The sequence below is a fragment of the Peribacillus sp. 05N428 genome (genome assembly GCF_056397085.1).
Map to the genome: position 1 here is coordinate 193,076 of NZ_JBFTMS010000001.1, position 24,263 is coordinate 217,338.

The 24,263-nt window shown below is 42.3% G+C and carries 24 protein-coding genes and 1 riboswitch; of the genes, 23 read left to right on the forward strand and 1 reads right to left on the reverse strand.

The window, feature by feature from the left end; translation table 11 throughout:
• The 15 genes from cobJ to AC1DIV_RS00910 all read left to right on the forward strand — a co-directional run bounded on the left by cobJ (position 1) and on the right by AC1DIV_RS00910 (position 14,232).
• Complete coding sequence (cobJ, locus tag AC1DIV_RS00840; RefSeq protein WP_048678454.1) at positions 1-1,638, forward strand: precorrin-3B C(17)-methyltransferase; 1,638 nt, start codon at positions 1-3, stop codon at positions 1,636-1,638.
• Between the two features lie 18 nt (positions 1,639-1,656).
• On the forward strand, positions 1,657-2,571 hold the full coding sequence (locus tag AC1DIV_RS00845) for a sirohydrochlorin chelatase (protein WP_323598029.1): 915 nt from the start codon (positions 1,657-1,659) through the stop codon (positions 2,569-2,571).
• Positions 2,568-3,338, forward strand: a complete 771-nt coding sequence (cobK, locus tag AC1DIV_RS00850) for a precorrin-6A reductase (protein WP_252297846.1) — start codon at positions 2,568-2,570, stop codon at positions 3,336-3,338. Before AC1DIV_RS00845 ends, cobK begins: the two co-directional genes overlap by 4 nt.
• A 12-nt stretch (positions 3,339-3,350) precedes the next feature.
• Positions 3,351-3,998, forward strand: coding sequence for a precorrin-8X methylmutase (locus AC1DIV_RS00855; RefSeq protein ID WP_034312499.1), 648 nt, complete (start codon positions 3,351-3,353; stop codon positions 3,996-3,998).
• Positions 3,999-4,003: 5 nt separating this feature from the next.
• Positions 4,004-5,116 (forward strand): cobalt-precorrin-5B (C(1))-methyltransferase, encoded by a 1,113-nt coding sequence (locus AC1DIV_RS00860; protein WP_477575616.1) that lies wholly within the window; start codon positions 4,004-4,006, stop codon positions 5,114-5,116.
• Complete coding sequence (cbiE, locus tag AC1DIV_RS00865) at positions 5,100-6,314, forward strand: precorrin-6y C5,15-methyltransferase (decarboxylating) subunit CbiE (protein ID WP_477575618.1); 1,215 nt, start codon at positions 5,100-5,102, stop codon at positions 6,312-6,314. Before AC1DIV_RS00860 ends, cbiE begins: the two co-directional genes overlap by 17 nt.
• A complete protein-coding gene (cobI, locus tag AC1DIV_RS00870) occupies positions 6,307-7,014 on the forward strand; it encodes a precorrin-2 C(20)-methyltransferase (RefSeq protein ID WP_477575619.1) in 708 nt (235 codons plus the stop codon). Before cbiE ends, cobI begins: the two co-directional genes overlap by 8 nt.
• Positions 7,011-7,787, forward strand: a complete 777-nt coding sequence (gene cobM / locus AC1DIV_RS00875; protein WP_048678465.1) for a precorrin-4 C(11)-methyltransferase — start codon at positions 7,011-7,013, stop codon at positions 7,785-7,787. Before cobI ends, cobM begins: the two co-directional genes overlap by 4 nt.
• Positions 7,784-8,908, forward strand: coding sequence for a cobalt-precorrin 5A hydrolase (locus tag AC1DIV_RS00880; protein WP_477575621.1), 1,125 nt, complete (start codon positions 7,784-7,786; stop codon positions 8,906-8,908). Before cobM ends, AC1DIV_RS00880 begins: the two co-directional genes overlap by 4 nt.
• Before the next feature lie 15 nt (positions 8,909-8,923).
• Entirely contained in the window at positions 8,924-10,315 is a 1,392-nt protein-coding gene (locus AC1DIV_RS00885; RefSeq protein WP_477575623.1) for a cobyrinate a,c-diamide synthase, read from the forward strand.
• Between the two features lie 38 nt (positions 10,316-10,353).
• Entirely contained in the window at positions 10,354-11,163 is an 810-nt protein-coding gene (gene cobA, locus AC1DIV_RS00890) for a uroporphyrinogen-III C-methyltransferase (RefSeq protein WP_048678472.1), read from the forward strand.
• Positions 11,142-11,705 (forward strand): nitroreductase family protein, encoded by a 564-nt coding sequence (locus tag AC1DIV_RS00895; RefSeq protein WP_048678474.1) that lies wholly within the window; start codon positions 11,142-11,144, stop codon positions 11,703-11,705. The genes cobA and AC1DIV_RS00895 overlap by 22 nt, the downstream gene beginning before the upstream one ends.
• 14 nt (positions 11,706-11,719) lie before the next feature.
• A complete protein-coding gene (locus AC1DIV_RS00900; RefSeq protein ID WP_251539245.1) occupies positions 11,720-12,256 on the forward strand; it encodes a cob(I)yrinic acid a,c-diamide adenosyltransferase in 537 nt (178 codons plus the stop codon).
• Between the two features lie 12 nt (positions 12,257-12,268).
• Positions 12,269-13,786, forward strand: a complete 1,518-nt coding sequence (locus AC1DIV_RS00905) for a cobyric acid synthase (RefSeq protein WP_477575625.1) — start codon at positions 12,269-12,271, stop codon at positions 13,784-13,786.
• Positions 13,787-13,959: 173 nt separating this feature from the next.
• Positions 13,960-14,232 (forward strand): HU family DNA-binding protein, encoded by a 273-nt coding sequence (locus AC1DIV_RS00910; protein WP_034312477.1) that lies wholly within the window; start codon positions 13,960-13,962, stop codon positions 14,230-14,232.
• 514 nt (positions 14,233-14,746) lie between these two features.
• On the opposite strand, the gene AC1DIV_RS00915 is transcribed toward AC1DIV_RS00910, so the two are convergent.
• Positions 14,747-15,532, reverse strand: coding sequence for a protein kinase domain-containing protein (locus AC1DIV_RS00915; protein ID WP_406593695.1), 786 nt, complete (start codon positions 15,530-15,532; stop codon positions 14,747-14,749).
• Between the two features lie 300 nt (positions 15,533-15,832).
• On the opposite strand from AC1DIV_RS00915, the gene AC1DIV_RS00920 reads away from it, so the two are divergent.
• The 8 genes from AC1DIV_RS00920 to tenA all read left to right on the forward strand — a co-directional run bounded on the left by AC1DIV_RS00920 (position 15,833) and on the right by tenA (position 24,251).
• A complete protein-coding gene (locus tag AC1DIV_RS00920) occupies positions 15,833-16,330 on the forward strand; it encodes a flavin reductase family protein (protein WP_477575626.1) in 498 nt (165 codons plus the stop codon).
• A 305-nt stretch (positions 16,331-16,635) separates the two neighbouring features.
• Positions 16,636-17,064, forward strand: coding sequence for a MaoC/PaaZ C-terminal domain-containing protein (locus AC1DIV_RS00925; protein ID WP_318291668.1), 429 nt, complete (start codon positions 16,636-16,638; stop codon positions 17,062-17,064).
• Between the two features lie 5 nt (positions 17,065-17,069).
• Positions 17,070-18,395, forward strand: coding sequence for a sigma-54 interaction domain-containing protein (locus AC1DIV_RS00930; RefSeq protein WP_318291669.1), 1,326 nt, complete (start codon positions 17,070-17,072; stop codon positions 18,393-18,395).
• Positions 18,396-18,651: 256 nt separating this feature from the next.
• Positions 18,652-19,806: an acyl-CoA dehydrogenase family protein gene (locus tag AC1DIV_RS00935; RefSeq protein ID WP_340876233.1), complete on the forward strand. Its 1,155-nt coding sequence runs from the start codon at positions 18,652-18,654 to the stop codon at positions 19,804-19,806.
• Positions 19,807-19,912: 106 nt separating this feature from the next.
• The gene (gene menB / locus AC1DIV_RS00940; RefSeq protein ID WP_477575628.1) at positions 19,913-20,713 is read left to right on the forward strand and encodes a 1,4-dihydroxy-2-naphthoyl-CoA synthase; all 801 of its coding nucleotides are present in this window, start codon (positions 19,913-19,915) and stop codon (positions 20,711-20,713) included.
• A gap of 18 nt (positions 20,714-20,731) precedes the next feature.
• Positions 20,732-22,369 carry an AMP-binding protein gene (locus AC1DIV_RS00945; protein ID WP_340876235.1) on the forward strand — a complete coding sequence of 546 codons (1,638 nt, stop codon included), beginning with the start codon at positions 20,732-20,734 and terminating at the stop codon, positions 22,367-22,369.
• 56 nt (positions 22,370-22,425) lie between these two features.
• Positions 22,426-23,172: an SDR family NAD(P)-dependent oxidoreductase gene (locus AC1DIV_RS00950; protein WP_340876236.1), complete on the forward strand. Its 747-nt coding sequence runs from the start codon at positions 22,426-22,428 to the stop codon at positions 23,170-23,172.
• A 128-nt stretch (positions 23,173-23,300) separates the two neighbouring features.
• Positions 23,301-23,432: riboswitch (TPP riboswitch) on the forward strand.
• A gap of 135 nt (positions 23,433-23,567) precedes the next feature.
• Positions 23,568-24,251: a thiaminase II gene (gene tenA, locus AC1DIV_RS00955; RefSeq protein ID WP_063593338.1), complete on the forward strand. Its 684-nt coding sequence runs from the start codon at positions 23,568-23,570 to the stop codon at positions 24,249-24,251.
• Positions 24,252-24,263: the final 12 nt, after the last annotated feature.

Genomic DNA, 24,263 nt, shown 5'->3' on the forward strand with positions numbered 1-24,263 from the left:
ATGAGTACAAACGGTAAATTATTCGTCGTGGGCTTTGGGCCCGGGAATTTTGAACACATTACCAAACGTGCCGTCGAAGCCCTTCAAGAAAGTGACTACATCATTGGTTATAAAACTTATGTTGAACTCATTCAGGGACTGCTAACAGATCAAACGATCATTAGTACGGGGATGACCGAAGAGGTATCACGTGCACAGGAAGCAGTGAAACAAGCGGAGCTGGGAAAGAAAGTGGCGGTGATTTCCAGTGGGGATGCCGGAGTTTACGGGATGGCAGGGTTGGTTTATGAAGTATTGATTGAAAAAGGCTGGAAAGAAGAAACTGGAGTGGGCATAGAAGTCATTCCTGGCATCTCAGCAATCAACTCATGTGCGTCTTTACTTGGGGCGCCCGTCATGCACGATTCGTGTACGATCAGCCTCAGTGATCATTTAACTCCTTGGGAACTGATCGCTAAAAGGGTTGAAGCAGCTGCAATGGCAGACTTTGTCATTGCACTGTATAATCCGCGCAGCGGCAGGCGGACCCGGCAAATTGTTGAAACACAGAAAATTCTCCTTCGCTACCGCTCGCCGGATACACCTGTCGGGTTGGTGAAAAGTGCTTATCGCGATAGGCAGGATATTGTCATTACCAATTTGAAGGATATGTTGAATCACGATATTGGAATGTTGACCACCGTCATTATCGGTAATTCATCCACCTTTTTATATGACGACAAAATCATCACACCGAGAGGCTATCAAAGAAAATATACGTTGAATTCGGAAAAGCAAACTTTGAAGCCGCATCAGCGACTGCAAAAAGAAGCGGAACCGTGGGCATTAGATCAAGAAGCCTTACCCGAGTCCGCTGGAGGAGTTGGCTTACTTACAAAAGCACCTGAAAAGAAGCAAGCTTCCTTTGAAATGGCAATGGAAGCTCTGTCCAGAGTCAAGGGTCAAGCCGTTCAGCAATCCATTAAGCCGGTTGTTCAGCAAAAAATGGAGTCGGTGTTCGAACTTGCCGTTAGTCCAGGTGTGGCGAATAAACAATTCACTCCCAAACAAATGATGACACTTGCGGAAGTTGTCGGGGAAAAGGGAACGATGGAATACACGCCAAATCATAAAATTGTCTTAAAGATTCCGACAACGGATCCGGAAGTCATTACGGGGAAATTGCAATCAGCAAACTTTCTTTTGTCGCCAATTGGAGATGTACTGACATTAAAAGCCTGTGATTTCTGTGATGGTGAAAAAGCGGAATCCATTCCTTATGCAGATGAAATACACCGGGTGCTTGGCGGAATGAGCATGCCCAAGGAACTGAACATCGGTTTTAATGGGTGTGGGATGGCTTGTTATAGTGCTGTGATGGATGATATCGGGATTGTCTTCCGAAAAGGGAAGTTCGACTTATTTCTTGGAGCTAAACCGGTTGGAAGAACAGCCCATCCGGGTCAGCCGGTAGCGGAAGGCATTGAACCGGAACAGCTTGTAGAACTGATCACGGACATTGTCGGCGAGTATAAGCAAAATGCCCATCCAAATGAGCGGCTTTTTAAATACTTCAAACGTTCGAAAAAGATACAGAATTTTTCTTATCAGGACATCGCTCCCAAAATAAACATAGAGCCTGCGCCTTGTGAAGACTAATCAAGAGGGGGAAAGTAAATGAAAGCAGTTTTGTTCGTAGGACACGGAAGCCGGTTGGCTTCGGGAAATGAAGAAGTCCGTCATTTTATTGAAAATATGATTCCGGCAATGGACGGGCGTTTCCTAGTGGAAACGTGCTTCTTGGAATTTGCGGCACCGAATATATCCAAAGGAATTGATAATTGTGTAGAACGAGGGGCTACTGAAGTTATCGTCATACCGATCATTTTGTTGCATGCAGGACATTCGAAATTACATATCCCAGCTGAAATAGAGGATGGGAAAACCAAGTATCCAGAAGTGAAATTCACATATGGCCAAACGATCGGGGTCCACCATGATGTATTGACGATCCTGACAGACCGTCTTGAGGAAGCGGGATTCGATACGACCTCTGAACATTCTGAGACAGCGATATTGCTAATTGGCCGAGGCGGCAGTGATGCTGATGCAAATAGTGATATATATAAAATTTCACGATTATTATGGGAAAAATTAAACGTTAAATGGGTCGAAACAGCCTTCATGGGTGTAACGGACCCTCACGTTGATGAAGGTATTGAACGATGCATCCGCTTAGGGGCAAAAAAAATAGTGATGCTGCCATATTTCCTCTTCACTGGGGTGTTGATGGAAAGAATGGAGGATATGCTGAAAGGCTATCAAGAGCAATATCATGATCGAGAATTCATATTGGCAAAGTATTTTGGATATCATCCAACCTTACAGAACATTCTGCAAGAACGAGTAATTGAAGCCAGTGAAGGCAAATCAAGCGGGGCGCGTGATTTGGAAAACTATCGTAAACATGTCGAGGAACATGGACATGCTCACCATCATCACCATCACGATCACGACCACGACCATGAACACCATCACGACCATGATCATCACCACGATCATGATGGGCAAGCGGTGGGGACATCAAAATGATTTTGTTCTTGGCGGGTACAAGTGATGCAAGGGAATTAGCGATTGAGATGCAGCAGGTTGGGTTCAAGGTTTTGGCAACTGTTGTAACCGAATCGGCGGCCAAGAGTTTGCAGGATGCAGGGATATCCACCCGGATTGGCCGATTATCTGCAGAAGATATGACATCTTTAATCTCTGCAAAAGGTTTTCAGGCTGTAGTCGATGCAAGTCACCCATTTGCCGAAGAAGCATCCAAAAACGCCCTTATTGGAGCAAAGGCAGCAAATGTTCCTTATATTCGTTATGAGCGTGAAAGTCAACGGTTTCAGAATGATAAATTGATAGTTGTCCGTGATTATGAGGAAGCTGCCAAGCTTGCCGCAGAAAAACGGGGAGTCATCATGCTCACGACCGGAAGTAAAACCCTAGCCGTGTTTGCAAAAGAATTGGTGGGGCTCGAGAATACCAGAGTCATAGCGAGAATGCTGCCACGAATGGACAATATGGAAAAATGTGCGCAGTTGGGCATTGAACAAAAAAATATCGTTGCGATTCAAGGGCCATTTTCCAAAGAATTAAATAAAGCTCTATATGAACAGTATGGGGTCACATTGATGATAACGAAAGAAAGTGGCAAGGTCGGTGCGGTTGATGAGAAATTGGAAGCCGCGTTGGAATGTGGAATAGAGACGATCATGATATCACGACCGGATGTTGACTATCAAAATGTTCATTCCAGTTTTGATCATGTCATTGCCGAGTTGAATAAACAGCTAATTGAAAAATAGGAGGAATGCAAGATGGATTTTAAAACAGATTTTAAACCACTAACGGTAGACCCTGACAAAATATATGATTATAGCTTTTCAATCATTGCTGAAGAAATGGGCAATCATGATTTTTCTGAAGATGAATGGAAGATTGTCCGCAGGGTCATTCATGCTTCAGCGGATTTTGAATTGGGAAGAAGTGTCATCATCCATCCAAATGCCATTCAAGCTGGTGTGGAAGCCATTCGCAAAGGAAGGCATGTCATTGCTGATGTGCAAATGATCGAGAGCGGTACAGGCAAAAAAAGATTTCAAAAACACGGCGGGGACGTTCATTGCTATATTTCAGATCCGGATGTGATGGTCGAAGCAAAACGTTTGAATACGACAAGGGCAATCATTTCGATGCAAAAAGCCGTAAAGGAAAATGAAGGGGGCATTTATGCCATTGGCAATGCACCTACCGCTTTACTTGAGCTCATTCGCCTTATTAAAGAAGGGATTGCAAAACCGGACTTAATCATTGGAATGCCTGTTGGGTTTGTTTCTGCAGCAGAATCGAAAGAGGAACTCGCTAAGATCACAGAAGTTCCATTCATTACGAATATTGGCCGAAAAGGTGGAAGTACTGTCACTGTTGCTGCATTGAACGCGATTTCCCTTTTAGCTGATAGTTAAAAAACATGGAAAAGAAAGTGAAAAAAGACCCCTCACAAATGCGTCATGGATATACGACGGGAGCATGTTCAACTGCCGTGACCAAAGCGGCATTGACCGCTTTGATCACGGGGGATGCACTTGAGGAGGCAACGATTTCCTTGCCCATCGGCCGAGATGCCACTTTCACTATTGAGAAATATGATATATCAGATAATGCGGTTAGTGCTGAAACGATCAAAGATGCCGGAGATGATCCCGATGCCACACATCTGGCCCATATTATCTCTACTGTCAGCTGGTCGGATGCACCCGGGATTATCCTGGATGGAGGGACCGGAGTTGGTCGTGTGACAAAACCCGGGCTTCCCGTTCCTGTAGGTGAAGCAGCCATTAATCCTGTACCGCGCAAGATGATTTTAACAACTGTGCAGCAAACATTGGAAGAATTCAAGATCAATAGAGGAGTGAAAATCGTCATCTCCGTACCCGCAGGTGAAGAAATAGCGAAAAAAACATTAAATGGCCGCTTAGGGATTGTGGGAGGCATTTCCATTTTGGGAACAAGGGGCACTGTCGTCCCTTTTTCCAGTTCCGCCTATATGGCAAGTATCGTCCAGGCTATCAGTGTCGCCAAAGCGAGTGGGTGTGAGCACCTTGTCTTAACGACTGGCGGGCGCAGTGAAAAATATGCAATGGGCCTACTTCCAGATTTACCTGAGGAAGCCTTTATTGAAATGGGTGATTTTGTAGGCTTCTCACTTAAGCAATGTAAGAGGCAGGGAATTAAAAAGGTCTCACTGGTCGGCATGATGGGTAAATTCTCCAAAGTGGCCCAAGGTGTGATGATGGTGCATTCAAAAAGTGCCCCGGTCGACTTCGGTTTTCTATCGGAAATAGCCCAAAGCGTTGGAGCCGATGATGACCTTGTTCTTGAAATCAAGAATGCAAACACAGCATCACAAGTCGGGGACATGATGTCAGCCATTAATAATTTTGATTTTTTTAATAAACTATGTGAATCTTGCTGTCACTCTGCGATAAACCAAGTGAAGGGCGGCATTGAAATGGAAACGGCGATTTATTCGTTGAAAGGACAATTACTGGGAAGGGCTGTTGGAATTGAGTCAATCAATTAAATTAATTGGGATAGGGGATAACGGTCAGGAAAGCTTACTGCCTCAATATGCCCAATGGATAGAAGAAAGTGAAGTGCTGGTCGGAGGTGAACGGATCTTATCCTTCTTTCCGAACTATTCTGGCAAGAAGATTGCCATAAAGGGCGGCTTGAAAAAGGTCGTGGAACAACTGCAGGATGAAACTCGTCCAACCGTTGTCTTAGCTTCCGGTGACCCACTGTTTTATGGAATGGGAGGCTATCTTTCCAGCAAAATCAACATGGAGGTTTACCCATATTTCAGTTCGATTCAGCTTGCTTTCGCAAAAATGGGGGAAAGCTGGCAAGATGCCTTCCTCGTCAGCATTCATGGCCGCAGTATGAAAGGGCTGGCCCAAAGGATTGATGGGAAAGCGAAAGTGGCCTTACTTACAGACAGTGAAAATAGTCCTAATCAACTGGCTAAATATCTCCTTTCATTCGGAATGACTGAATACCGGGCATTTGTGGCTGAAAACCTACAAGGAGAAACCGAAGACTCTGGCTGGTATGAACTAGATGAAATGACGGAGCGGGAATTCTCTCCCTTGAATGTCGTCATTTTGAAAAGAAAATCAGAAGGTCCAAGCTGGTCCTTGGGGATAGAAGATGAAGAATTTTCGCAGCGTAAGCCGGACAAAGGCCTCATAACCAAAAAGGAAATTCGAGTATTGAGTCTGCATGCGTTGAATCTAAGGAAAAACAGCATAGTTTGGGATGTTGGGACGTGTACGGGATCAATGGCAATTGAAGCGGCCAAGCTTGCATCCGAAGGTCAAATCTTCGCAATTGAAAAAAATGAGCCTGATTTAGAAAACTGTTATCAAAACCAACGTAAATTCCGTACCGATATAACGGCGATTCATGGGAAAGCCCCGCAGGGATTGGAAACTTTTCCAGATCCTGATGCGATTTTCATTGGCGGGACCGGCGGCGAAATGGGAGAGCTGATCAATACTTGCTGCAAACGGCTTAAAGTTGGCGGCAGGATCGTTCTGAATGCTGCGACGATTGAGAATCTTTACAGGGCTAATGAGGCATTTGCTGAAGCTGGTTTTCACACTTCCATCATGCATGCGCAAATCTCCAGAAGTAAGCCAATATTGGGAATGAACAGATTTGTACCGCTTAATCCGGTTTATATCATTACTGCACAACGAAAGGAAGACATGAATGAGTAATCTTGGTACATTATATGGCCTTGGCGTGGGCCCAGGCGATCCAGAACTTATTACGGTAAAGGCATTTCGCGTGATTCAGGAATCTCCGGTCATTGCGTATCCCAAAAAAAGAAAAGGGAGTAAAAGCTACGCCCATCGCATTGTTGAAGTTTACATTCGTCCTGAAGAGAAGGAGATGCTTGGCCTTGTTTTTCCGATGACGAAAGATCAAACGATCTTGGATCGGGAATGGAGCGGAACGGTTGAAAAAGTTTGGCAAAAATTAAATGAAGGTAAAGATGTAGCTTTCGTTACGGAAGGCGATCCGCTTTTATATAGTACGTTCATACATATGATGAAATTGATGCAGGAGTTGCATCCCAAAGTCGAAATCAAGACGGTCCCGGGCATTTCTTCCTTTAATGGATCAGCGTCAAGGCTGGGCATCGCTTTGGCTGATGGTGATGATCATGTTGCGATAGTTCCTGCAAGGGATGATTATGAAGCGATGAAGAAGGCGATCGAGGATCATGATGCCGTGGTGTTCATCAAAGTGGCAAAGGTCATCGATTTAATGATTTCCGTTTTAAAAGATCTGGACTTACTTGAAAAGGCCTCGGTCGTAACCAAAGTCACTTCCGATGAAGAGGTGATTTGGAAAGTGAGTGAATTGGAAGGACTTGAACTAGAATACTTAACATTGATGGTGGTGAGAAAATGAAGATATATATTGTAGGGGCCGGCCCGGGTGATCCGGATTTGATTACTGTAAAAGGATTGAACATTCTCCAAACGGCCGATGTGATTTTATATACGGATTCATTAGTGAATGAAGAATTGATTGCTAAGGCAAAACCCGATGCCGAGGTGCTAAAAACGGCAGGAATGCATTTGGAAGAAATTGTTGGAATCATGGTCGATCGTGTTAAAGAAGGAAAGATGGTTGCCAGAATCCATACAGGGGATCCTGCCATGTACGGTGCAATCATGGAACAAATTGTCCTATTGAAGAAAGAGGGTATTGGTTATGAGGTGATCCCTGGAGTGAGTTCGGTATTCGCCTCAGCAGCGGCAATAGGAGCAGAGCTGACTATCCCAGATTTAACCCAGACACTCATATTAACGAGGGCTGAAGGACGTACACCTGTTCCGGAATTTGAAAAATTACGTGATTTGGCCAGTCATCATTGTACGATTGCCCTTTTCTTGAGTGCGACCTTGACCAAAAAAATCGTTAAAGAACTCCAGGAAGCCGGTTGGAAGGATGAAACACCGGTCGCAGTCATTCAACGGGCAACATGGCCGGACCAAAAAATTGTCCGTACCACATTAGTGAACTTAGATGATGCCATGCGTCAAAACGGTATCCGGAAGCACGCGATGATTTTGGCTGGATGGGCTTTGGACCCTGACATCCATGATAAAGATGAATACCGTTCCAAACTATATGATGCGAGTTTCACCCACGGTTTCAGAAAAGGTGTTAAACCATGATCATTGAATTGAAAGAAACGGAACTTGCTCCCATTAAACGGTCCCATACTTATGCGATCGTAGCGATTACAAAGCATGGTGTCGAGCTGGCACGTAAATTACATACCGTTTTTTCGAATTCCGATCTATATTACATGAGCAAGTTTGAAAAAGGGGACGAAGAGCATAAACAGATCCAGCTTATTTCGGGCAGCGTCCGTATGCTATTGCCAGCTTTATTCAAGGAATATAAAGGAATCATACTAATTATTTCTCTCGGGGCAGTAGTCAGGATGATTGCACCCATTTTGAAGGATAAGAAAACGGATCCAGGTGTCGTAGTCATTGATGATAAAGGGGAAAATGTTATCAGTGTACTTTCAGGGCATCTGGGAGGGGCAAATGAACTGACAAAGGAAGTGGCTGCAGCGCTTGACGCAAGAGCCATAATCACGACGGCTTCGGATGTACAAAAAACGATTCCTGTCGACTTATTCGGCCAGCGCTTCGGCTGGATTTGGGATTCAGCAGAAAAATTGACGCCAGTAAGTGCTTCCGTAGTAAATGAAGAGCATGTTGCCGTTGTACAGGAGTCAGGGGAACGGAACTGGTGGCCTTATGAAACGGCATTACCTGAACGAATTATCGTATACCCATCCATTGAAGAAGCGCTTCAAGCAAAGCCGCAAGCAGCTCTGATCGTGACTCACCGCATGCTTAACCAGTCGGAAATGAGGATCCTTGAAAATGGGATCGTATATCGTCCAAAGGTCATTGCCCTCGGTATCGGATGCAATAGGGGAACGGCGGCGGCTGAAATTGAGCAGGTGATTACAGAAACACTAGCCGAATTATCATTTTCAATAAAAAGCGTTAAAGCGATTTGTACAATTTCCTTAAAGAAAGACGAAATCGGCTTGATTGAAGTAGTTGAAAAATACGGCTGGGAATTCGTACATTATGAACCCGAAGAGCTTAATCAAGCCAAAATCGAGGCGCCATCGGATACAGTGTTTAAATACACGGGTGCATATGGTGTGAGTGAACCGGCTGTGAGGATTTATACCAAAGCTGAACAATTGGAGCTTGTTAAGAAAAAATCGGGGAACGTAACCATTTCAGTTGGGGTCATTCCTTTTTAAGGAGGGAGAAGAAATATGAATGATAGAAGATTGGTAATTGCGGGTACCGGAAGCGGGGTCGGTAAAACGACATTGACCATCGGAATCATGGCAGCCCTCCAGAAGAAAGGCTATACGGTTCAAGGGTTCAAATGTGGTCCTGACTATATTGATCCTACTTATCATACTGCAGTTACAGGACGGGTTTCACGCAATCTTGACAGTTGGATGTTTGAACATGACACTGTTCGAGAAATTCTTAACAAAGCAAATGCAGGAGCTGATATATCGATCATCGAAGGGGTCATGGGCTTCTTCGATGGCAAAAGTCCGTTAGCCAATACAGGATCGACGGCTGAAATCAGCATCATCACGCAAAGCCCTGTCCTGTTGGTAGTCAACTGTGCAAGCATGGCTCGGAGTGCAGCTGCCATCGTAAAAGGATTTCAGGACTTTTCGACCGGTCCTAACATCATTGGGGTCATTGCCAATCAAGTGGGAAGTGTAGGCCATTACAAAATCGTCAAATCAGCCATTGAGCAAGAATGCGATGTACCGGTGCTGGGATATATGAAACGGGAAATGGATATTGATATTCCAAGCCGTCATTTGGGCTTGATTCCTGCGATTGAACGCGGTGAACTTAACCCTTTTTTCGATAAGCTTGCACAATTGGTCATGGAAACGATCGATATCGATCAGTTGTACCGATTGTCAAAGACAAATCCCGTTTCCAGTGGGAACTCAAATATTTTTCAACCCAAAAATGAAAGTGACGTGTGCATTGCCGTCGCAAAAGATGCAGCCTTCAATTTTTATTATCAGGAAAACCTTGAGCTGCTTGAAGCATATGGGGCGAACATCAAGTATTTTTCTCCATTAAAAGGGGAAGAAGTTCCATTGGATGCGGATGGTTTATATCTTGGAGGCGGTTTTCCTGAGGAATTTGCAGCTGAACTTTCCGGTAACGTGGATGCTATCAAATCCATCAGAACCTCCATTGAAAAGGGGATGCCGACTCTAGCGGAATGTGGAGGTTTCATGTTTTTGAGCAAATCGATTGAAACAACTTCCGGAGAAACGCATCAGATGGCAGGAATGATACCGGGCAGGATTAAAATGCAAAAAAAGCTTGCAGCACTAGGATATCGTGAAATTACAGGAACTCCAGGCAATTTTTTAATCAATGAAATCGAGCAGGCAAAAGGTCATGAATTCCACTACTCGACATTTGAAGCGGATGATGATCTTACACATGCCTATCAAGCCAAAGGCAGATTCGGTTCGAAACAAGAGGGGTGTGTATTGGGCAACCTTGTTGCTGGGTATACCCACTTTCATTTTGCTTCCAATCCAACACTTGCTAAGAACTGGATCGATGCTTGCTTAAAACAAAAAAACAGATCTGCCCATGAAACTATCAACTAGTAAAAGGTATTTTTTGAAGCTTAAGAGGAGGCGCGAGCATGAAACCGGGAAAAGTTCATCTGGTCGGTGCGGGTCCCGGAGATCCGAAATTGATTACGGTATATGGACTGGAATGTATCCAAAAGGCGGATGTCATTGCATATGACAGGCTTGTCAATCCAGAACTATTAAACTATGCAAAAGAAGATGCAGAACTGGTATATTGCGGGAAATCACCAGGGAAACATCATCTCATTCAAAATGAAATACATGAACTTTTAGTGGAAAAAGCCTTACAGGGGAAAAACGTCACCCGTCTGAAGGGTGGAGATCCGTTTGTCTTTGGGCGGGGCGGTGAGGAAGCGGAGATACTGGCAGCTAATGGGATTGAATATGATATCGTCCCAGGAATCACAGCAGGAATCGCAGCACCGGCTTATGCGGGCATCCCGGTAACACACCGTGAACATGCCTCAAGTTATGCCATTGTGACAGGCCATGGCCGTGATTACAAGGGGCAGGATAACCTGAATTGGCAGGCGTTGGCTCAAGGCATCGATACCATTGCCTTTTATATGGGAATTGGTAATATGCCGTTCATCTGTGAAAAATTGATGGAGCATGGCAGGGATGGTAAAACGCCAGTGGCCGTCATTGAATGGGGCACGACAGATAAACAAAGGACGATCACCGGTACTTTGAGTTCGATTTCTTCGAAGGCTGTAACAGAAAAAATTCAAAATCCGTCAATCTTTCTAGTAGGGGATGTCGTCCAATTAAGAGAAAAAATCCAATGGTTTGAAAGAGTGATTGAATCAGAGTCCATTAAGGAAAGGAATGAGTTGGAATGTCCATCATTCAAGAATTGAAGGAACGCCGGGCAATAAGGAATTACGAAGAAAAAGAAGTGGAAGACGAAAAAATCAGGCAGTTATTGGAAGCGGCTACCTATGCCCCTAACGACCGATTGCGTGAACCTTGGAGTTTTTATGTTATCAAGGGGGAAGCGAAGCACCGTTATGAAAGATTGGCAGAAAGGTATTTATATGAACGCTTTCCTACCAAACCAAAATTGATTGACAGTTCACTGGAAGTTGTAAAGACGACACCGCTCATCATAGTCGTGACTTCTGATATTTTACCTGACGATCCAGATTCATCCGAAGACAATGTATTCGCTTCTTGTTGCGCTGTCCATTCGATGTGGCTTGCCGCAAAAGAGCTAGGTCTTGGATTCGTTTGGCGGACTAGAGGAGTGGGTCTTGTCAGGGATGAACGCCTGCACGAATTTATCGGCTCACCGGATAACAAAAAAGTGATCGGCACCATTTTTGTCGGATACCCTAAAGGAGATCAACCGGTTCCTGCTACTAAAAGGACTTCATACATAGAAAAAACAGTTTGGTTATGAGGGTAGGTGAGTGAGTGGCACGCAGAGGATTAATGCTTATTTATACGGGAAACGGGAAAGGGAAGACGACTGCCTCATTAGGGGTGACTTTAAGGGCAATCGGCAGAGGAATGAATGTCAAATACCTTCAGTTCATAAAATCTCCAGAGCGTACATATGGGGAAGCATTGGCATTGGGGAAATTAGGAGTTAAAATGGAACAGCTAGGTATTGGTTTCACATGGACCAAAACCCCGGAAGAGCATCGCAATGCATTGGCGTTAGCTTGGGAAAAGGTGAAACTGGCCCTTGCTGATCCGGAGATTGATTTACTTGTTTTGGATGAGCTGAACAATGCTTTAGCCATTTCCAAATTCCCGATTGATGATGTCTTGCCATTGGCTGAAGTCATCGATGCAATTCGAAATCGTCCCGCTCATATGCATATAGTCATTACCGGTAGGGACGCCAAGCCAGAGCTTATGGAAATGGCGGATTTGGTTTCATCGATCGAGGCGACCAAGCATTATTATGACGAGGGTATCGGTGCAGTCAAAGGATTAGAGTTTTAGGGGGTGAGCGTAATGAAGGCACGATCCATCATGATACAAGGGACGTCATCCGATGTAGGGAAAAGTTTGATTTGTACGGCGTTTTGCCGGGTATTTTCCAATAAAGGATTCCGTGTCGTCCCTTTCAAATCACAAAACATGGCTTTGAATTCTTATGTAACCTTGGATGGCGGTGAAATCGGACGGGCTCAGGGAGTACAGGCGGAAGCAGCACGGATAACGGCAACGACTGATATGAATCCGATATTACTGAAACCAAAGCAGGATATGGTTTCGGAAGTGATCGTTCACGGAAAGCATTTTCTTGATATGAATGCAAAAAGCTATCGGTCCCAATTTGTCCAGGAAGCCATGCCCATCATCCGTAAATCGGTGGAAAAACTACAAGATGAATATGACATCATAGTACTCGAAGGGGCAGGAAGTCCTGCTGAAATTAACCTTAAGGACCGGGATATTGCAAATATGCGAATGGCTAAACTCACGGATGCGGCTGTCATTTTAGTGGCCGATATTGATCGTGGTGGAGTATTTGCGTCCATTATCGGGACACTTGCCTTATTGGATCAAGAAGAACGAGATAGTGTAAAGGGGATCATCATCAATAAATTTCGTGGCATGCGTGAATTGTTGGACGATGGCATTGAATGGGTGGAAAAGGAAACCGGGATTCCGGTCCTTGGGGTGCTGCCCTATCTAGACGTGAATATTGAAGCGGAAGATTCACTTGCCCTCTCTTCCTTACGTTTTAAAAAACCTAAAAAGGCTGAGTTTCCGATCGATGTAGCCGTCCTGAGATTTCCGCGGATCTCCAATTTTACCGATGTGGATCCTTTTTTCGATGAACCCGGAGTAGGTGTCCGACTTGTTAGCAGTGTCCATGAGTTAGGTAATCCCGATCTGCTAATTTTGCCGGGTACAAAAAACACGATGGAAGATTTAGAGTGGTTGAAACGTATGGGATTGGATGGGGCCATCGATGAACGGCGCAAACAAGGAACGATGATATTCGGCATATGCGGCGGTTTTCAAATGCTTGGGACTAAACTTTTCGATCCCGACGCAGTCGAGGGTGACGGTGAGAACGCAGAAGGGCTTTCGCTTCTTCCGGTGGAAACCGTCTTTCAAGCAGAAAAGAAGACGGTACAAATGGAAGGTGTACTTTCTGCTGGGATAATGGAAAATCAAATGAATCTTAACGGTTTCGAAATACACTTAGGCAGAACGACATTGAAGTCACAAGTAAGGCCCTTTCTATTATTGAAGGATGGAAGAGAGGATGGAGCGATTTCCAATGACAACCAAGTTATGGGAACATATCTCCATGGAATATTCCATAATCGCTTGTTCACTAGATTACTGGTTAACCAAATTCGACGGAACAAGGGGTTGGATGAAGTGAAGGAAAACGTTCAAAGCGACTCGGAGCGCAGGGAGGAAGCGTATAATCTCTTGGCTTCCCATCTGGAAGAAAACATAGATATGGATACCATCTATCAATGGCTGCAGCTCGAATCTGCAGAAAGTTGAACAAAAGTCAGACGGTGCTTAGTATGTTGATCAAGGCCCTTTTATCTGCAAGAAAGATCAATTTTGAGCTACAATTCCTTTTATTTAGCCATAATAAGTGACAGAGGCATACAAGATATGTTATGTTGTCTTCTCTACATATTTTATACAAAATAAAAGGATGAGGTGTTCATATGAATAAAACAGAATTAGTGAGCAGTGTTGCAGCACAAGCTGAACTGACAAAAGACGAAGCAAAAAAAGTAGTGGATGCATTGTTTGAAACAATCACGGCTACACTTGCTAAAGATGAAAAAATCCAATTAGTTGGTTTTGGTACATTTGAAGTGCGTGACCGTGCTGCCCGTACAGGAAGAAACCCGCAAACTGGCGAAGAAATACAAATTGCAGCTAGTAAAGTACCTGCTTTTAAAGCAGGTAAGGAATTAAAAGAAGCTGTAAAATAAAAGGTGAACGAAGAAAAAAACCTGGCGATGAAATATGCGCCAGGTTTTTTGTTTACTGACTGATTCGAAAAACAGATAATATATACCGAATGTAACTCAGAAATGGAAAAGATAAAAAATCGACTTTGTCATCTATTCGTATGTTGTAAGAGCCATTTGGAGTTTCATTAATTGAAGGGGTTTAGGGCGTTCCCATGACCAACAATGAAAAAAGCCGACTCCATGAAGCAGTAATGGACTGTAACACAAATGAAAAAAAATTATAGTACTTATTAATAAGGTTTATACTGTGACTATGTTAGGCTAAATGAATAACAGGCTTTAAAACCAAAATAAAAGAGGTGAAAGAAATGCTGAAGAAAATAATGAAAAAAATCAAACAGCTTTCCCAAGGCAGCAGTGAGCGAAGACATGGGCATTATCGCCGAGGCAGCAGTAGCAGCAGCCGGGGGTACAAAAGGTATCCCATGAGTGGAAGTGACCGCTACAAGAGAAAAGGGCGGGGCAGCAGCAGCTAATTCCAATTCTTTGACTTCAATACAGCCTGCAGGTCCATTGAGATATCTTTAATATCTGAGTAAGGTTCTTGGATGCTTAATAACCTTTTCAGTATATGCACGGTTTCTTTTTCTAACGAAAGCTCTTCTGTCCAAGGAAGTGCTTTTTTACTTTTGGAAGCGTACGTCGTATAAAGTACATATAGAAGTATTTCCCCCAAGTCGTAAAAGTCCTGCCTTTTCAGCTGCAAAATGGATTCTTTTGCGAGGTTGGCCGAATTGATCATCTTGGACAAACCAAAGTCTATCAAAATGGGCTGATGGTTCTTAAGTAAAATATTCGGTATACGTAAATCTTGATGGAAAATGTCATGCTCATGTAGATAAGATACTAAATCCACCAGCTTATTTAGAAAATATAGAGACTCTTTCTCATTGAACGTTAATTGATTCAAGAAAATATGGTCTTCTAAATTATCCCCTTCTATGAAATCCATCACAAAATAAACATTTCCATCTTGCGAAAATTCCTCGTGAAATTTAGGGATATTTCTGTGGTTTAACATTCGTAATATGGAAATTTCATTTTCAAACTGTTTCAGCTCTTTTTTGCTGCGGCGTTTACTTTTCCGGAGCTGTTTGATCACTATATTTTCATTCATTTTCAAATCATTGCAACGATAAACAATACCGTAGCTTCCTGTTCCGATTACAGCTTTTACCTCGTAGCGGTAATTCAAAACCACACTCTTTTTTAAAGGAATATCCACAATTAACTGGTAGAACTTTCTAAAGGAACGCAAAATTGAAACTTCCCTCACCACTTTCAAATATTCGAGTCAAGAACCAAAAAAAAGACCATTATTAACTATGCTGGAAATATGAATGATCATGGTTAGTTTAACACTGATTTTTGATGATGCGGTAATGAAAGTCTTTTAATCGGGGAGTTCTTTTATACAATAGTTCACAATTAAAAAGAGCTATAAAAAGTTTTTCCTTAAATTTCATAATATGAAATTATATGATTATTAAAATGATTAAGGTTTACTATAATGAATTCATAATAAAAGAGTAGGAGGTGATAAGATGGATGGGCGGAGTTGAGAAATCGCTTTGGTAAATTTCCAACCGGAGTCACGATAGTGAGCTGGTTTGATGGTAGAGTTCAAAAGGGCATCACTGTGAATTCTTTTACCTCGGTTTCCTTGGATCCCCCGCTTGCTTTAGTATCAATTCATAAAGAAGCAAAAGCCTGCACTAGCATGAAAGACAAGGCTTTTACCATTAATATTTTGTCGGATGAACAAGAATCCATTGCATGGAAATTTGCGGGAAGCAAACAGGAAATACTTGAAATCGACTGGGATAACAAGGGGATTTCACCAAAAATAAATGGTAGTGTTGCCTGGCTGGAATGCACACCATGGAAAGAGTACGGTGCTGGTGATCATGTATTATTCATCGGTGAAATCCAGGAGTTACATTTCGAAAATTTGGAAGCGCTTACTTTTTATCAAGGGAAAATGGGGTCTGCTAAACTCACGAGTAAAGCAGCTGAATTCACGAGTAAACCGGCCAAACTCACGAGTAACCATTAAATTCACGAGTAAAATTGCTAAACTCACGAGTAAAACAGCTGAATTCACGAGTAAACCGGCCAAACTCACGAGTAAAACAGCCAAATTCACGAGTAAACCGGTCAAATTCACGAGTAAAACAGCTGAATTCACGAGCAAACCGGTTAAACTCACGAGTAACCATTAAATTCACGAGTAAAATTGCTAAACTCAAGTAATGCAGCTGAATTCAAGAATAAACCAACAAAGGACCCCTTTTATGGTAATTACTTGGAAAGTTATGTATTATTAAAATTGAATATTCGGAAAAATTAAGGAGCGGTGTTATGAGTTTAACAATCACTGATTTGTTCATCGGCCAGGTTGCTAGTATGCAACGCACATTTAATGAATCTGACGTAAAATTATGTAATGAATTAACAAAAGATTACAGTCCTATTTATCAAGTGAATAAAGAAGCATGGAAAAGTAATTTCAGCAGGCCGGTTGTACCTGGTTTGTTAACGGAAGGCCTAATCACTCAAGTAATCAGTGAAAAACTCCCTGGTAGTGCCTGTATACTTTTACAAAAGGAATTGGTCTTTTATCATCCAGTACATATAGGCGATATAATTTCAGCGGAACTCGAGGTCATTGATATTAATTTGAATAGAGATTGGGTTACGCAAAAGGTGACTTGCTTTAATCAAGCAGGAATAGAAGTCATTAAGGGGCAAGTTGTCATTTTTGTTTTAAGTAATCAAGATACTAGGTGATGTGAATGGAAAATGTTAAAAACGTAATTAGGAATTGGGGATCGATTGAAGTTGACGAAAATGGAAAAGTTATAGGCGCAACAGCTGATTTTTATGAATATTTCATGATTATGCCGACTGATTTGATAGGAAAGTCCATTACGAGGATCATTCACACTTCTTCCAGCTTTTCTTTGAAAGGTCTTGACCATAAACATGTGTTTTCTGGTGTGATCAGCGGACATGCTTGTTTCATAAGGGTATTTCGTCGAGAAGCTGATACCCTTTATACCATAATCATCCGTCAAGACGAACTGGAATACAGTGATTTAGTGTATTTTACCAACTCCTTGGAGAAGAATAAAATCAAGAAAAATTCCGTGGTTCAAGGTCGATATAGCTTCGAAGAGATTGTTGGAAAGAGTAAGGAGATTGAGAGGGTAAAAGAGCTGGCCGCCAGAATAGCTACCAGCAGTTCAACAGTACTGCTTACAGGGGAAACGGGAACGGGAAAGGAACTTTTTGCCCAGGCGATCCATGGTTTGAGTACAAGAAAAGCACAGCCTTTTGTGCCAGTAAATTGTGCTGCGATTCCAGATGAATTATTTGAATCGGAGATTTTTGGTTATGAAGCTGGCGCTTTTAGCGGGGCGAAAAAAGAAGGTAAGCCTGGAAAAATAGAATTAGCTCAACATGGTACGTTGTTTTTAGATGAGATTTCTGAATTGCCTTATCAGGCTCAAGGTAAGCTATTACGAGTTTTACAGGAAAGGGAAGTGGAAAGGCTAGGCGGGACGGGAACTAAAAATGTTGATATACGTATTATTGCTGCATCGAACAGGGATTTAAGAACCCTTATTCAAGAAGGGAAATTCCGCCAAGATTTATATTATCGACTTTATGTTTTTGAATTGAAAATTCCTTCTTTAAGGGAGCGACAGGAAGATATTCTTCCTCTGGCCTATCATTTCGTCGAGTATTTCAATAACAAGTTAGGGTCCCATGTGAAGGAAATTGATCCTAAACTCCAAGATTGGTTGATCCAATATGATTGGCCTGGTAACATCCGTGAAATCAAAGCGATAATCGAACGCGGAATGAATATCGTAGATGGTGGGACTCTAACGCTGGAATCTTTATATTTTACACCTAATTTCATATTGGAGGTTCCCTCAGTTGGAATCAATAATCCTTTTTCCGGTACGTTGGATGAAGTTGTAGGTAATGCTGAAAAATCAGCCATTCAGCGAGCATTAAAAGATTCGGAAGGGGATCGTTCTTTAGCAGCTCAAAAGCTGAAAATTCATGTTGCTAGTTTATATAGAAAAATTGCCAAATACAAATTGAAATAACAGTTTCATCTAATGAAATATCATCAGGTAAACCATTAGGGCACACTTATAAAGTGTGTATTTTTTTTGAAATTCGCAACTTTGATTTGCAGTATTGCGAAAAAATGCAAACCTGCGAAAGTTTTAGGAAACTATAGCCAAATTTGTAGCCAATTCAAGTTGGCACACAAATTGCAATTATAGTTGTCAAGTAAGAGGTTTCGTGTTTAGTGGAATGTCCAAAATACAGATAAATAGTATACAAGGAGGTAATGATATGCTGAATTTTTCTTTTTCGGAAGAGCAAGATTATTTTCGTAAAATATTGAAGGAATTTGCTAAGGAAGAGCTGCTTCCACATTATACAAAATGGGATCGCGAAGAGATTACTCCAAAACATTTGTGGAAAAAGCTGGGGGACCTTGGCGTAAATGGTCTTCGGATTCCTGTGGAATATGGCGGAAGCGGTGCAGATTGTGTGACAACGGGGATAGCTGCTGAGGAGATAGGGCGTGGTGATTTCAATCTTACTTATGCGGTGATGTTGAATGCATTAATCGGTGAAATTATCAATAATCATGCTAGCGAGGAACTGAAAAAGGAATGGCTTCCCAAAATTTCAAGTGGTGAAAAAATTGTCGGCATTGCCATTACGGAGCCATCCGCAGGTACGGATGCAGGCGGAATTAAAACAACAGCAGTACATAAAGGAAATAAGTATGTGCTTAATGGAGAAAAGTCTGGAATTAGTGTAGCTATGTGTGGAGATGCATTTGTTTTATTTGCAAAGACAGAACCTGGATGGGGAAATCGAGGGATAAGTGCTTTCATGGTTCCTGCCGATATATCAGGAGTTGAATGTAGAGGGTACGCAGACATGGGGAATATCCCCATTGGAAGAGGTTCGATATATTTAACCGATGTCGAGGTTCCGGAAGAGAATATGATCGGTCTTCAAAATAAAGGGTTTTCCCAAGTGATGAATGGGTTTGATTTAAGTCGGCTGTTAATAGGGCTGCAATGTGTTGGCACCGCTTCACAAAGTATCGATGAAACCATCGAACATGTGAAAATCAGACATTCATTTGGTAAACCGTTGGCGACATATCAAGGGGTCTCCTTCCCAATTGTGACCCACTCTACCCAATTAGAACTGGTGAAGTGGCAAGCCTATCGAGGCCTTTGGCTTCGTGACCAAGGGTTGAATCATAGTAAAGAATCGGCTTCCGTTAAGTGGTTAGGGCCTAAATATAGTGTAGAAGCTATCCATGAATGTTTGCTGCTTAATGGTCATTATGCTTATACGAAGGAAATGCCTCTTGAGCAACGCTTGCGTGATGTGATTGGGTTGGAAATAGGTGATGGCACTGCACAAGCCAATATGATGGTCATAGCAAAGGACATAATAGGAAAGGAGTTTCGTTCGCATTAATCCAAGGGATTAGCATTATTACAGTCGTGTTGGGTACGAACAGAGAATTGATGTGATGCAAGGCAGATCATCCTTAATAGTCAAGAAAACGAAGGGAATGAGAACGATGGAATTAACAGATGTAATTTATGAAAAAAGAGGCGGCATTGCAAAGATAACAATGAACAGACCTAAAGTTTACAATGCTTTTCGTGCCAGAACAATTCAAGAATTAATTTGGGCTTTTCGGGACGCTTGGGATGATAATCGTGTGGGTGTAGTGATTCTGACTGGAGCTGGCGAGAAGGCATTTTGTGTAGGTGGAGATCAAAAGGAAAAGGGAGAAGAAGGAGGATATAGTCATTCTGGTGGTTTAGGTGGTGGAATGGGACTGGAAATCGAAACGCTGCATCAAACGATCCGCAACATTCCTAAGCCGGTCATTGCAGCGGTTAATGGGTTTGCCATCGGAGGCGGGCATGTCCTTCATGTCATATGTGACCTAACCATTGCATCTGATACGGCAAAATTTGGCCAGAGCGGGCCAAAGGTCGGTAGTTATGACGCAGGTTTCGGTTCAGCTTATTTAGCACGAATTGTCGGAGAAAAGAAAGCGAGGGAAATCTGGTATTTGTGTGAACAATATTCTGCACAAGAAGCAAAGGAAATGGGACTTGTGAACAAAATCGTTGCCCCAGAACAATTGCTCGAGGCAGCAGAAGAATGGGCAAGAAAGATCCTTGATAAGAGTCCAACTGCGCTAAAAATGCTCAAATATTCCTTTAATGCAGATAGTGCCAACATTCAAGGGATTTCACAACTTTCGATGGGCAGTTTAGCGATGTTTTACAATACACCAGAATCGGAAGAGGGAAAAAATGCCTTCCTGGAAAAGAGGCCTGTTGATTTTATTAAATTCAGAGGTTGATGAGGGGGAAGAAAACTAGTGAAATTGGAGACGATTTTGACTCAGCAATATGTGGAGAAATATCAAGACGTTTGGCCAAACCGAACGATTTTGGATTATTTGAATGATGCTATAGTAAAGCATCCAGAGAAGATAGCGATTATCGATAAAAAAAGTAGTTTTACTTACAAGCAGCTTGGTAAGTTGGTCGATCGAATCGCATTGGGTCTCTTGCATATAGGATTGGGTAAGGGGGATGTTGTCTCTTTTCAACTGCCTAACTGGAATGAATTTATAATCTTACACTATGCTGTTACAAGAATCGGTGCCATCAGCAATCCCTTGATACCGATTTATCGAGATAGGGAAATTGGCTATATGGTTGGGATGGCAGAATCTAAAATGATTGTTGTACCAGATTATTTCCGTGGGTTTTATTACCCTGACATGATTGAGAGACTAAGCCATCAATGGCCTTCAATGAAACATATATATGTGATTGGGGAAAATGCCCCGAATGGGATGAAACTGTTCTCCTCCCTATTTGATGAACCTTGGGAAGACCGGATGGATTCTTCCATTTTGGATGAAATCACACATGACCCCAATGATGTGACTGAAATTATCTTTACCTCGGGAACCACGGGAAGTCCAAAAGGAGTTATGCATACACATAATACCCTTTGTATATCGACAAATTATTGGATTGACCGCTTACATTTAAAATCCGATGACGTTCTTTTCATGGCGTCAACGTTCGCTCACCAAACGGGTTTTGGTTATGGAGTCAGGCTCCCAACACATATTGGAGGTACGGGAATCTATCAAGACATTTGGAATCCGAGAGAGTTTATTGAATGGGTTGAGAAGGAAAAGATAACGTTTACGGCGGGTGCCACTCCTTTTCTGCAAGATACGGTTCAGATGGAGGGGATAGAAAGGTATGACCTCAATTCGCTGCGAGTCTTCGTAGCTTTGGGTGCCCCGATTCCCAGGCATTTAGTAAAGGAGGCCGTGAAAAAAGTACCGTTCAAGATATTGTCAGGGTGGGGACAAACGGAAGATGGCTTGGTAACCTTGACGAGACTTGAAGATACAGAAGAAAAACTGACGAATACCGACGGAATCCCGTTTCCGGGTATGGAGTTAAAGATAGTGGATTTTGAAGGGGAAATCTGTGCCCCGAATATAGAAGGCTCTTTATTAGTAAGGGGTCCGGCTCTTTTTGTCGGCTATTTTAAACGAATCAATGATACGTTAGCTGAGTATAGTGACGGATGGTTCATTACCGGTGATCGAGCATTCATTGATGAAGACGGGTATATCCGGATTTCTGGAAGAAACAAAGACATAATCATACGTGGCGGTGAAAATATTCCAGTCGCTTATGTAGAAAATGTACTGTATGAACACCCGGATATTTCTAGTGCTCAGGTTATTGCGGTTCCAGATTCCCGTCTTCAGGAAAAAGCATGTGCATGTATCAGTATGAAAACGGGGAAGAGCCCGATCACGCTGGATTCCATGCAGGAATTTCTCCTGGAAAAGGGATTGGCAAAACAATATTGGCCTGAATTTATTGAAATAATGGATGACTTTCCTCGTACGGCAAGCGGGAAAATTCAGAAATTCCGGCTCCGGGAAATGATTAATGAAAGGATAACTGACAATATATAAGCAAGCAGCTTAAATAAATCCATATTGACGAAATAGTGAAAGTGGAGGGGAATATGATGACAAAAAGAATGGCATTTATCACAGGTGCTGGAAGCGGAATTGGCAGAGAAATTTCAAAAAAATTGGCTTCTCGCAATATTAACGTCATCGTGGCTGATATTAATCTTAAAAATGCAGAGGAAACGGTTTCTTTAATCGAAAAGTCGGGTTTTGAAGCCAGAGCGGTCCATTGTGATGTAACGAAATTAGAAAGTGTAAAAAAAGCCGTCGAAGAATCAGTGAACTATTATCATAGAATAGATATATTGGTTAATAATGCAGGCTGGGATAAGGTGGAACCATTTTTAAAAAGTGATCCCAGCACATGGAAAAGGATTATCGATATTAATTTACTTGGGCAGATCCATACATGCAAGGAAATTTTACCTCTCATGATTGAAAATGGATACGGTAAGGTAGTAAATATTGCATCCGATGCAGCTAGAGTCGGATCAAGTGGAGAAGCAGTTTATTCGGCTGCTAAAGGAGGGGTTATTGCCTTTACAAAAACGATAGCAAGAGAAATGGCACGTCATAAACTCAACATCAATTGTATAGCGCCAGGTCCTGCTGATACGCCCCTATTTCAAGAAATAGGCTCATATAATGAAGGTATAGCTAGCGCCTTGGAAAAAGCGATTCCATTCCGCCGGCTAGCACAACCAGAGGACATTGCCAGTGCTGTTTCCTATTTCGTTTCGGAAGAGGCAGGGTATATTACGGGGCAAACTCTTTCCGTAAATGGTGGATTAACAATGGTTTAATAGATCGTGGTTATGTGGGTATGGAAGATTGAAAGTTTAGTAACCCTAAATCAAGAAAACTTTTCTAATACGTTTGACAATTGGATTTATCGTGTTAATATAAAGGCAAATGAATTTTAATATACAATTTGTACCACTAGGGGTGCTTTATAGGTAAAAGTTGATTTTTTACCCACAAAAGCTGAGATTAAAGTATGACTTTAAGACCCTTAGAACCTGATCTGGTTTATACCAGCGTAGGGAAGTGGGGTCTGGAACTATACATTTCTGTATTATTTCTTGTACAACCACTTTCTTTACGTTTAAGAAAGTGGTTTTTTGTTTGCAAAAAAAGGGGTGATAAGTGTTTTTTTCTGTATCGTTCAATGAAAAAATACAATTTGGAGGTAATGGACATGAAGTTTTCAGAGGAAATCCGTAAGGAAGTTGATCACATTTGGGAAGCTAGTTTTAATCATCCGTTTGTAGCAGGAATAGGAGATGGCACATTGCCATTGGAGTGTTTCCGTTTTTATGTCATGCAAGATGCCTATTATTTATCTCATTTTGCTAGAGTTCAAGCCTTAGGGGCAGTCAAAGCTACAGATTTACATACAACAAGCAGGCTTGCCGGCCATGCACAAGGAACATATGAAGCGGAGTTGAAGCTTCATGAGAATTTTTCCGAGAGATTAGGCATCACAAAAGAAGAACGGGAAGATTTCAAGCCTGCCCCGACTGCCTATGCTTATACTTCCCATATGTATCGTGCGGCTTATTCGGGACATTTAGGAGATGTTATTGCAGCTATCTTGCCGTGCTACTGGCTGTATTATGAGATAGGTGAAAAGCTGCAAGGGTGCATGCCCGAAGAGCCGATTTATCAAGAATGGATAGCGGCTTACGGAGGAGAGTGGTTCCGCACTTTGGTGGAAGAACAAATTGCGAGGCTGGATGAGATTGCTGAAAAAGTAACTGAAGAAGATAAGGCGAGAATGAAAGAGCATTTTATTCTCAGCAGCCAATATGAATACTCATTTTGGGAAATGGCTTATCGTTTAGAGACATGGCCCGTTCATAAGGAAACATTAGAAGTATAAAAGGAGAATGAA